Origin of the sequence: Sphingomonas sp. QA11 (genome assembly GCF_028473665.1) — a bacterium.
GTDB lineage: Bacteria > Pseudomonadota > Alphaproteobacteria > Sphingomonadales > Sphingomonadaceae > Sphingomonas > Sphingomonas phytovorans.
On sequence record NZ_CP098774.1, the window covers coordinates 2,243,581 to 2,255,118 of the forward strand.

General features: G+C 65.8%; 8 protein-coding genes. 7 read left to right on the plus strand and 1 reads right to left on the minus strand.

From position 1 onward, the window contains the following. Window positions 1-61 precede the first annotated feature (61 nt). From NDN01_RS10415 to NDN01_RS10445, 7 genes are all read left to right on the plus strand, one after another. Complete coding sequence (locus NDN01_RS10415; RefSeq protein ID WP_272627308.1) at window positions 62-1,456, plus strand: FAD-containing oxidoreductase; 1,395 nt, start codon at window positions 62-64, stop codon at window positions 1,454-1,456. A gap of 247 nt (window positions 1,457-1,703) precedes the next feature. Then, window positions 1,704-3,734 carry an elongation factor G gene (locus tag NDN01_RS10420; protein ID WP_272627309.1) on the plus strand — a complete coding sequence of 677 codons (2,031 nt, stop codon included), beginning with the start codon at window positions 1,704-1,706 and terminating at the stop codon, window positions 3,732-3,734. A gap of 67 nt (window positions 3,735-3,801) precedes the next feature. Then, window positions 3,802-5,253 (plus strand): NCS1 family nucleobase:cation symporter-1, encoded by a 1,452-nt coding sequence (locus NDN01_RS10425; protein WP_272627310.1) that lies wholly within the window; start codon window positions 3,802-3,804, stop codon window positions 5,251-5,253. Window positions 5,254-5,724: 471 nt separating this feature from the next. Beyond that, window positions 5,725-8,466 (plus strand): TonB-dependent receptor plug domain-containing protein, encoded by a 2,742-nt coding sequence (locus NDN01_RS10430; RefSeq protein WP_272627311.1) that lies wholly within the window; start codon window positions 5,725-5,727, stop codon window positions 8,464-8,466. Between the two features lie 78 nt (window positions 8,467-8,544). Continuing rightward, complete coding sequence (locus NDN01_RS10435) at window positions 8,545-10,059, plus strand: serine hydrolase domain-containing protein (RefSeq protein ID WP_272627312.1); 1,515 nt, start codon at window positions 8,545-8,547, stop codon at window positions 10,057-10,059. Window positions 10,060-10,143: 84 nt separating this feature from the next. Further along, window positions 10,144-10,620 (plus strand): SRPBCC domain-containing protein, encoded by a 477-nt coding sequence (locus tag NDN01_RS10440; protein WP_272627313.1) that lies wholly within the window; start codon window positions 10,144-10,146, stop codon window positions 10,618-10,620. Continuing rightward, window positions 10,617-10,973 (plus strand): ArsR/SmtB family transcription factor, encoded by a 357-nt coding sequence (locus tag NDN01_RS10445; protein ID WP_272627314.1) that lies wholly within the window; start codon window positions 10,617-10,619, stop codon window positions 10,971-10,973. The genes NDN01_RS10440 and NDN01_RS10445 overlap by 4 nt, the downstream gene beginning before the upstream one ends. A gap of 64 nt (window positions 10,974-11,037) precedes the next feature. Here NDN01_RS10445 and NDN01_RS10450 read toward each other — a convergent pair whose 3' ends face one another. Further along, a complete protein-coding gene (locus NDN01_RS10450) occupies window positions 11,038-11,520 on the minus strand; it encodes a lipocalin-like domain-containing protein (RefSeq protein ID WP_272627315.1) in 483 nt (160 codons plus the stop codon). Window positions 11,521-11,538: the final 18 nt, after the last annotated feature.

The following is an 11,538-nucleotide window of genomic DNA, read 5'->3' on the forward strand; positions in this document are numbered from 1 at the left end:
CCATGCTCGCCCTGTCGTCGTTCATCGGAATTCTCCACGCAGTCGCCATCGTCGTGATCCCGTGACTCGCTCTTTCGACGCGATCATCATCGGCGCCGGGCAGGCCGGACCGCCGCTGGCGGGGCGACTGACCGGCGCGGGTATGACGGTGGCGCTGGTCGAGCGGCATCTGGTCGGCGGCACCTGCGTGAACACCGGCTGCATGCCGACCAAGGCACTGGTCGCCAGCGCCTATGCAGCGCATCTCGCTCGCAGGGCGGCGGACTTCGGGGTCCATGCCGGGCCGATATCCGTCGACATGAAGGCGGTCGCGGCGCGTGCCCATGCGGTGACGATGCGGGCGCGCGGCAACAATGAACGCTGGCTCGACGGCATGGCCGGTCTCACGTTCCTGCGCGGCCATGCCCGCTTCACCGGCTCGAAGACCATCGCAGTCGGCGGCGAGGAACTGACCGCGCCACGCATCTTCCTGAACGTCGGCGGGCGGGCATCGGTGCCGGACATGCCGGGCGTCCATGACGTGCCGTGGCTCGACAATACGAGCATGGTCGCGCTCGACACGCTCCTGCGGCATCTCGTCGTGGTCGGCGGCAGCTATATCGGGCTGGAATTCGCGCAGATCTATCGGCGCTTCGGTGCCGAGGTGACGATCGTCGAGCGGGCCAGCCGCCTGATCTCGCGCGAGGATACCGACATCTCAGCCGCCATCCGCGAGATATTGGAGGAAGAGGGGATCGCGATCCGCACCGACGCCAATTGCATCGGCTTCAGGCCCCACGAGAAGGGCGTCGCGGTGTCCGTCGATTGCCAGGCCGGCGCACCGGTCGTGATCGGCAGCCATGTGCTGCTCGCGACCGGGCGGCGGCCCAATACGGACGATCTCGGGCTCGACCGCGCCGGCGTGGCGACGGACGCGCGCGGTTATATCCAGGTCGACGACAGGTTGCAGACCAACGCCCCCGGCATCTGGGCGCTGGGCGACTGCAACGGCCACGGCGCCTTCACCCATACCGCCTATAATGATTTCGAGATCGTCGCCGCGAACCTCCTCGACGGCGAGGATCGCAGGGTGAGCCAGCGTGTCCCGGGCTATGCCCTGTACACCGATCCGCCGCTCGGCCGCGCCGGCATCACCGAGGCAGAAGCGATCGCGTCGGGCCGCAGGATCCTGGTCTCGAAGCGGCCGATGACCCGGGTCGGCCGGGCGATCGAGAAGGGCGAGACAAGCGGCTTCATGAAGATCGTCGCTGACACCGATACGCAACGCATTCTGGGCGCGGCGTTCCTCGGCACCGGCGGTGACGAGGCGATACACGGGATTCTCGACGCGATGAGCGCCGATCAGCCGATCGCCGCGCTACGCTGGGCGGTCCCGGTCCATCCGACCGTTTCCGAACTCATTCCGACCATGCTGCTCGACCTGAAACCGGCCAGCGCGCAGGAGCCTCCGGCCTAGGAGCCTCGCCGATGTTCGCATGCCGCGACCATAGGGTGAGGATCGACCCCGTGATACCAAGTGCGAACGGATACGTGGCGTGCCTGAAGATCGGGCCGATCCCGCGCCACCATTGAGTGTTCCTTTCCGGGGCGGAAGCAGGGATGCGCTAACGGCTTGCCATCCCGTCCCGATGGGCAGACCCTTGCGACTCCGGATGACGACCGGCCTTCTCCTGGAACAGCCGGCAGGAACGAGGAGAGCAGGAGTGGATAAGATCCGCAGAGGCGCGAGAGTAATCGCGCTCGTTGGCCCCGCCGGTGCGGGCAAGACCAGTCTCGGGGAGGCCCTGTTGCACGCGGCCGGCGCCGTCCCGCGACTTGGCTCGGTCGATGCGGGCAGTTGCGTCGGCGATGCCAGCCCCGAGGCCCGGGCGCGGGGTGGATCGACCGAGCTCAACCTGCTGCGGCTCGACTGGATGGGCGATCGCTATTTGCTGGCCGATGCACCCGGCTCGCCCGCCTTCGCGACGGATATGGAGATGGCCCTCTCCACCGCTGATCTTGCCCTGGTGGTGATCGATCCCGACCCTGCCCGTGCGCCGCTGGTCGAACCGACGTTACGGCGGCTCGAGGCGATCGGCCTCCCCCATGCCGTGTTCGTCAACAAGATCGACCAGGCGCGGGGCAGCATCCAGGATCTGCTCGCAGCGCTCCAGCCGATGAGCGCGGCGGCGCTGGTCGCGCGCCAGATCCCGATCCGCGCCGGGGAGCGGACGGCCGGCTTCGTCGATCTCGCACTGGAACGGGCCTATCATTACCAGGCCAACCAGCGCTCCCAGCAGGTGCCGCTGGCCGCGCATCTCAAGGAGGACGAGGCGGCGGCGCGCTTCCATATGCTTGAACAGCTTGCCGACCATGACGATACGCTGCTCGAACAGCTCCTGTCGGACGAGGTGCCGAGCCTCGACACGATCTTCGGCGATCTCGCGCGGGAGACTGCGGCCGGGCTGGTCGTGCCGGTCCTGTTCGGTTCAGCGCTGAACGGCTTCGGCATTCGCCGCCTGCTCAAGATGCTGCGCCATGATACACCCCTCGCGGCCCAGACCGCCGCCCGGCTCGGCATCGACGGTATGGCGGCGCAGATCGTCAAGATATCGCACGGCAGCACGGTCGGGCGGCTGGCGATCGCGCGTATCTTCGGCGGCGCGCTGACTGAAGGTGCCGACCTGATCGGTGCCGATGGCGAGGCGATGCGCGCCGGCGCGCTGTTCGCGCTCCAGGGCGGCGCGGCGACAAGGATCCAGCGCGCCGAGCCCGGCGAGATTGTCGGCATCGCCAAAGTCGAGGCGACGCGCGCCGGAGATCTGGTCGGCGTTGCCTCCCGCCCCGTACTGCGCGCCACACCATCCCCATGGCCGTTGGCCAATTATGCACTGGCGATCGCCGTCAGGGACCACAAGGACGAGGTGCGTCTGTCGACCTCGCTGAATCGGCTGGTCGAGGAAGATCCCGGGCTGTGCTGGGGCCAGGATGAAGGTTCGCGCGAGACTCTGCTGCACGGCCTGAGCGACGAGCATCTCGCCGTCGCCCTCGACCGGCTGAAGCGCCGCTACGGCGTCGGGGTGACCGCACGTGCGCCGGCGGTCGCGTACAAGGAAACGATCCGGAAACCTGCAAGCCAGCACGGCCGGCACAAGAAACAGTCGGGCGGCCATGGCCAGTTCGGCGACGTCGTGATCGACATCCGTCCGCTCGAACGCGGCGAAGGCTTCCGTTTCGAAGACCGCATCACTGGCGGCGCGATCCCACGCCAATGGATTCCGGCGGTCGAGCAGGGCGTGCTCGACGCGATGGCGAAGGGCCCGCTCGGCATGCAGGTGGTGGATGTCGCGGTGGCACTGGTCGACGGCTCCTTCCACTCGGTCGACAGTTCCGAGCTCGCCTTCCGGACTGCCGGGCGGATCGCCATGGCCGACGCATTGGCCGCAGCCTCGCCCTATCTGCTCGAACCGATCGCGCATGTGGCGATCCGCACGCCCGGCAGCGCCACCTCGCGCGTCACTTCGGCCATTGCCGGCCGGCGAGGCCAGATGCTCGGCGTGACGCCGCTGCCGGGATGGTCGCGCTGGGACAGTATCGAGGCGTTGCTGCCCGAGGCCGAACTGCACGATCTGGAGGCGGAGCTGCGCTCGCTCAGCCAGGGCATGGCGCGCCACGATGCGCGGTTCGATCATCTCGCGCAGCTCGCCGGAAAGCTTGCTGACGGGATCGTCCAGCAGATGCACCAGCCGGCCTGATCGCCGCCGCCGCGAGCCCTTGCGCCGCCGCCCGAATTGCGGCCAACTCCCGCCACGGGGGACGCGCATGACCGATCGAGCCAAGGACACGCTCTGGAATCGCGACCTGGCGCCAACTGACGCCGGGCAGCGCACCTGGCGCTGGTACCATTTCGCCGCCTTGTGGATCGGGATGATCGTTGCGGTGCCGAGCTGGATGCTCGCCTCCGGGCTGATCGAACAGGGCATGTCGGCCGGGCAGGCCGCGCTGACGGTGCTGGCCGGCAATATGGTGGTCCTCGTGCCCCTGCTGCTCATCGGCCATGCCGGCGCGCGCCACGGTGTCCCCTATGCGGTGCTGGCCCGTGCGTCGTTCGGCACGCGCGGCGCCCGTCTGCCGGCGGTTGCACGGGCGCTGGTCGCCTGTGGCTGGTTCGGTATCCAGACTTGGATCGGGGGCGAAGCGCTGCTGACCTTGCTCGGTGTCCTCGCCGGCCACAGCCTGAAAGGACCGATCGTGCCGGTCCTCGATATCGGCATCGGGCAGATGCTTGCCTTCGCCACCTTCTGGGCGGTGCAGCTCTTTTTCGTGCGCAAGGGGCTGACGACGATTCGGCGGCTCGAGACCTGGACCGCGCCGGTGAAAATCCTCGTCTGTGTCGTCCTGGTCTGGTGGGCGGTGGGCAGCGCCGGCGGACTCGGACCGATCTTCGCCAGTCCTTCCGCCTTCGTCCCGGGCGGCGCGCGCGAGGGGCAGTTCTGGTTGGTCTTCTGGCCATCGCTGACCGCGATGATCGGCTTTTGGGGAACGCTCGCGCTCAACATCCCTGATTTCACGCGCTTCGCCAAAAGCCAGCGCGACCAGATCATCGGCCAGGCGATCGGCCTGCCCCCGGGCATGGGCCTGATCGCCCTCGCCAGTGTCATCACCACCTCTGCGACCGTGGTGATCTATGGCCATGCGATCTGGGATCCCGTTGCGCTGTCGGGCACGCTGGCCGGGCCGCTGGTGCTGCTCGGGCTGGTTGTCATCACGATCGACACCATCTCCTGCAACATCGCCGCGAACCTCGTGGGCGCCGCCTATGATTTCTCGTCGCTCGCGCCGGGCCGCATCTCCTACCGGACGGGCGGACTGATCACCGCGGTGATCGGAATCCTCATCATGCCGTGGAAACTGCTCGCGACGACCGGCGGGTACATCTTCGTCTGGCTGACCGGCTACAGCGCCCTGCTCGGCCCGATCGCCGGCATCCTGATCGCCGACTATTGGCTGATCCGGCGGACCCGGCTCGACGTCGAGGACCTGTATCGCGAGGACGGCCGCTACGCTTATGCCGGCGGATGGAACGCGAAAGCATTGCTCGCCTTCGCGATCGGCGTTCTGCCCAATCTGCCCGGCTTCCTCGCGACGGCGCTGCCTGGTCCGTTCGGGTGGATCGGCGGCTTCTGGACGAGCCTCTATGCCTATGCCTGGTTCATCGGCCTGTTCCTGGCGCTGACAACCTATGCCGGCTTGATGCGGCACGCCCGGGGCTGACAACAGTCGGTCTCCCATGGGATATCTGCATCCCATTCGGAAAATCGAATGGCTGTAGCATTGCGTCTGAAATAGACGCCTCCCTCTCCGTTCGTGCCGAGTAGGGAGCGAGTGACGAAACCGTATCGAGGGCCCGTATCGAAGTACAAGTGGTGCGGGAAACATCTGCCCGACAGGCGGTCTCAAGCGTCGTCGGCAGACTCCATGGCTGTTCGGTACGACCCCGGGGGTGGCTCGGATCAATGCTCGCCGTTCTGGCCCACGCACTGTCCCGGCCAGAGGCATCACGTTTCCGTACTGTGGCGCCGCGACCACGCCCAGGTCGAGTTGGCTTCGTCCATTCAGTAAAATTCTTGTCCTGATCAGAGAATCTGTCACCTTGAGGACATCAGCGGCCGTGACCGAGTGATTCGGATCAGTGAGACCAAAGCTGAAAAGGGCAATAAAAATAATATTTTCAGGGAGTTAAAAATGTCGAAGTTCGGAAACGCGTCACGGAGCGGCAGCATCATCGCGCTCGCCATCGCTCTGGCCCATGCAAGCACCGCCCTCGCCCAGACTGTTCCCGCAGATACCGCAGAAGCTGAAGCGGAGGCCGCAAGCAGCGACATCGTCGTCACCGGATCCCGCATCGAACGCGCCGGCTTCGACCAGCCCACGCCGACGACGGTCGTCGGCGCGGCGGAGATCCGCCAGGGCGCGCGCGCCAATCTTTCCCAGGTCCTCAACGACCAGCCGCAGTTCAGGCCAACCACCACTCCCGCGACCAGCATCGGCAACACCACCGGCAGCGGCGCAGCTCCCGTCGATCTGCGCGGGCTCGGCCAGGCCCGCACCCTCACCCTGCTCAACGGCCGGCGCTTCGTCGGCGAGAACAATCTGAACTTCGTGCCGATCGGCTTGGTGGAGCGGCTTGAGGTCGTCACCGGCGGCGCTTCGGCGGCCTGGGGATCAGGCGCCGTCGCCGGCGTGGTGAACATCATCCTGAAAGACAAGCTGGAGGGCATCACGCTCGGCGCCCAGTCGGGCGTCTCGTCGCGCGGCGATGGCCAGCGTTACGGCTTCGACGGCAGTTTCGGCACTCATTTCGCTGGCGGCAACGGACATTTCATGATCGGTGCCGAATATCTCGACGACAAGGGTATCCCTGACCGCCACAGCCGCCAGAACCTCAACAGCCCCGGCATCGTCACGATCAGGCCCGGCGTCACGCAGCTGGTCGAGGACGTGAACTATACCGACCGCAGCCATGCCGGCGTCATCACGACGGGCGTGCTGCGCGGGCAGACCTTCAATCAGGACGGATCGCTGCGCGCCTGGTCAGGTCCGAACGCCCTCGGCGTTGGGGGAGCTGACGCAGTCAACCTCTATGACGACATCTACGCCGCGACACCGTTCAAACGCGTGAACGTCTATGGTCGCCTCAGCTACGATGTGGGCGGCGCAACGCTCTGGGTCGACGGGAGCTACGGCCGGGCGTCGACCAACTATCCCTTCTTCCCCGATCTCGGGCAGCAGATTCTGACGATCAGCGCCACCAATCCGTTCCTGTCGCAGTCAATCCGTACCCGCCTGGCGAATGCCGGCGAAAACAGCTTCACCTTCGGCCGCATCTTCAAAGATTCGTTCACCTGGGTGTTCGATTCGATGCGCGAGAACAAGGAAGGCGCGATCGGCATCGACGGGAAGTTCGGCAATGGCTGGAAATACCATGCGCATTTCAGCCATGGCGAGTTGTTCCAGAACGCCCAACTCAAGAACTCGATCATCACCGCCAACTTCGCCAAGGCGATCAATGCGGCGACCAACACGAGCGGCCAGATCGTCTGTGCGGTGAATGCCGACGCGATCAGCACGAACGACGATCCGGCCTGCGCGCCGATCAACCCGTTCGGTGAGAACAACATCTCCAAGGCGGCGCACGATTATGTGACCGGCACCCAGCAGTCGCTGACCACCACCAAGCTCGATTCAGCGGGGGCTTCGCTCCAGGGTGACCTGTTCAACCTCTGGGCCGGCCCGCTGACCGTTGCGGTCGGCGCTGAAGCGCGCTGGGAGGAGCAGACCCAGTCGCGCGGCGCCTTGAGCCGGGCCGGCGCCTTCGCGCCCAATGTCTACAGCAGCGATCTCAACGGCGGGTTCAACGTCAAGGAAGGCTTTGCCGAAGCCGCGCTGCCGCTGCTCGATGCGAAAGACGTGGCGAAGGTCGATTTCAACGCCGCCGCCCGCTATTCCCACTACAGCACGAGCGGGGGCATCTGGGCCTGGAAGCTCGGCGGCACCGCCCGCCTGTTCAACGACGTGCTGCTCCGCGTCACCCGGTCGCGCGACATCAGGTCAGCGAATATCACTGAGCTGTTCGCGACCCAGCGGATCAACATCGGCCCGCAGGTCGACCTCGATACGGCGGGCCGCCTCGGCGTCATCCCAGGCTATACCAACACCCCAGCCGAGGTGACGACGTTCAGCGGCGGCAACCCGAATCTCGTGCCCGAGATCAGCACCACCTTCACCGCCGGCGCCACCTTCTCGCCGTCCTTCTTCAAGGGGTTCAACCTCTCCGTCGACTATTACGACATCAAGATCGAAGGGGCGATCACGACGCTCACCGCGTCGAACCTGACTCTCGCCTGCAAGAACGGCAGCGCGTCGGCCTGCGCCCGGCTGGTGCGCGATCCCGTCACCCAGACGCTCAAGACCGCGTTTGCCAATGCACAGAATATCGCGACCTTCCAGACGCGCGGCGTCGACGTGGAGGCATCCTATACGCTGCCGCTCGCCAATGTCAGCTCGACCATGGGCGGCACGCTGCGCATGCGGGCGCTGGCAACCTATATCGACACGTTCATCCAGGATACCGGCCTGGCGCGCGTCGATACCGCCGGCGATGTGGGCGATTCCGCGAGCCTCGGCGTGCCGCACTGGCGCGGCACCTTCAGCCTCGGCTATCAGGACCGCACCTTCGGCGTCGACGCCCGCGCCCGCTATGTCGGCGGCGGCAGCTACAATCACCTGCTCACCACCCTGGTGAACAACCATATCGGCGCGAAGACCTATATCGACCTCGGCATGCAGGTGAAGGTCGACAAATTCACCCTGTTCGGCAACGTCAACAACCTGTTCGACGTGAAGCCGCCGCTGATCACCACGGGCAGCGCCTATCACGACATCGTCGGCACCTATTTCACCGCCGGCGCCCGTATAGCCTTCTGATACTGCCACGGGCGGGTCGCGCCGAAAGAAGCACCCGCCCTTCCTCCTCCCCGGATCCAGGTTCGAAAAAAGGCCTCAATGATGTTCATCAAGTCGAACGGTACCTCCCTCGCATTCCGGAATACCCTCGCCGCGAGCCTGATCCTCGCCGCGGTCGCCGGCACGCCTAGCGGCCCAGCCATTGCGTCCCCCGCTCCTCGCGCCGCGACATCTCCGGTCGCGATCGACGCGGCGCGCCTGGCATCGCTTCCAACCTTCATCGACGGAGTCGTCGCGCAGCAGATCGCGACCCGCCAGGTCGCAGGCGCGGTGGTGACCGTCGTCCACAAGGGCAAGGTGCTCTTCACGCGCGGCTATGGTTATGCGGATATCGCCCGACGCGTGCCCGTCGACGCTCGATCGACCCTGTTCCGCCCCGGCTCGGTGTCGAAATTGCTCACCTGGGCGGCGCTGATGCAGCAGGTCGAGCTTGGCAAGGTCGATCTCGACGCCGATGTGAACCGCTATCTCGACTTCGCGATCCCTCCCTTCGAGGGCAAGCCGATCCGCGTGCGCGACCTGTTTTCGCACAGCCCCGGCATGAGCGATCTTGGCTATGGCGAACCGGATCTGCTGGCGCACCCGCGCGACTATCGCGACTATATCAAGAAGCATATCCCGGCACGGCTCTGGGCACCCGGAACCGAGATTTCCTACTCCAACTATGGCGCGGCGCTCGCTGGCTATATCGTGGAACGGGTCTCGAACGAGCCCTTTCCGGACTATGTCGATCGCCATCTGTTCAAGCCGCTGGGCATGAACACGACAACCTTCCGCGAGCCGCTGCCCGAAGCATGGGCGGGACATATGGCGCTGGGTTACGGCTTCAAGGATGGGCGCCTCGTGGCCAAGCCCTATGAGAATTTCAGCTTCATCATGCCGGCGGGATCGGCCGCAGCGACGGCACCCGACATGGCCCGGTTCATGCTCGCCATGCTGGCTCGCGGAACGCTGGGCGGCGCGCGCATCCTTTCGCCCGCCTCGGTCGACCTGCTCCAGAGCAATTCCCTCGCCAACGCGCCGCATCTCGAAGGCATGGCGCACGGCTTCATGGTCGCGCGCGAGGCTAACCCCCGCATGATCGGCCATGGCGGCAATACGGTCGATTTCCACTCCTACCTATTGCTCGCGCCGGAGGCTGATTTCGGCTTCTTCGTTTCAGTGACCGGCGGGCCGGACAGCAGCCCGGCCCGCACCGAACTCAGCAATGCGATCATCGGCCGCCTGTTCCCCGCCAAACCCGCCCAGCGCGCATCTGGCGAGGAGGCGCGGCCGTCACTCGGCCAGTATCGCGCCAATCGCCGCGACTATGGCAAGCCAGCCGATCCGGCCGGCGACCTGACGGTGTCGGTGGCCGGCCCGAACACGGTGATTACCAAGGACAGCCAGGAAACGTTGTACTGGGAACGGATCGGCCCGCATTTGTACGAGCGGGTAACGGGCGCGCGCGACGGTGGCCCCTATGACCGGCTGGAATTCTACGGTTCCTCCGCTGACCCGCGCCTGTCCTTCGCGTCATCGCCCCACCAGACCTGGCATCTCATCAAGCCCTGACTGGCAATAGTGAAGCACACGCTTGACAATCCTCCTGGCGCAACAATACTGAAGCCATTACTTCACTGATGGAGTCGTGGCGTCATGGAACTCCAACCCGTTCTTCCCAATACCTTCGTGATCGAACGGCGCTATCCTGCCTCAAGGGAGCGCGTGTTCGCGGCGCTCAGACGGGAGGATCAGAAGCGCCGCTGGTATGCTGATCGCGACGGTCGTGAAGGCACCGCGTTCGAGATGGACTTCCGCGTCGGCGGCCGGTCCATCTCGCGTGCCAGGATGGGCGCCGACACACCGTTCGAAGGTGTCGAGCTCGTGAACGAGGAATATTTCCACAACATCGTCTCCGACCGTCGAATCGTCAGCGCCGCCACCATGACACTCGGCGGCAGGCCCATCTCGGTCGCGCTGCTGACGATCGAGCTGGTCGCGACCGACAGCGGCACCGACCTGATCTGCACGCATCAGGCGGTCTTCCTCGAAGGCGCGGACGGACCGGAAATGCGCGAGCATGGCTGGCGCGTCTTGTTCGACCGGCTGGGGGCGATATTGCCGGAGGCGTGACGATTTCCGATCCGACAGCTTGCCCCGACCCGGCGCTCACCGTCGAGCGAGTCCTGCGCGCGCTCGCCGACCCGTCGCGCAAGGCTATGGTCGAGCGGCTGACCGACGGGCCGCTCTCCGTCTCGAACCTGGCGGCGCCGCTCGGCATCACCCTGACCGCCGTCGCACAGCATCTCCAAATATTGGAGGAATGCGGGCTGGTGCATACCGAGAAGACCGGCCGGGTGCGGAGTTGCCGCCTCGAACCCGGCGGCTTCTCGATCCTCGAACGCTGGATTGGCGACCGGCGATCCCCGCTGGAAAAGCGGCTCGACCGGCTCGGCGACTTCCTGGCCGAAGACGAAACGGCCTGAGCCGTTCCGGCGATTTCCCTGCTGCCGGGGGGCGAGGCCGAAGAATGTCCGCGCCGTCGTGGAATCAGCGATCGATTTTGTGAAGCACCCGCTCGGCCCTGATCGTTCGGCCATTCTCCCGCGCGGTCGCCGAGATCGTCAGGACCTTGCCGACGAGCCTGAAAGCGCGCGTCTGGCTGGTACCGGTATAGCCCGGAACATTTCCTCCTATGACCTGCGCGGTCCAGCTGGAACCGGCATGATCGTATCGATAGGTGCCGAAATAGGAAACGTACGAGGCGGGTGTCCAGCCGACGCGGCCGCCCGACGCATCCCCGCCGCCCGGATCGCCCATCACGTTGAACGAGAAATGCCCATCGGCGGTGAAGATGAACAGGCCGACCGGCTTTTCGCCAAACGGGTAAACCGGCGTATCTCCCTCGGGCATGTCGACAAAGCGATCGACGGCCCATGCACCGACCAGTGGATTTGGCGCCGCCCCGACCACACCGGCCGGCATCGCCAGCAGCGCCGCCGTTGCGGCCATCTGAACGAGCGACCTTTTCAATGCTTCTCTCCTTCGGTT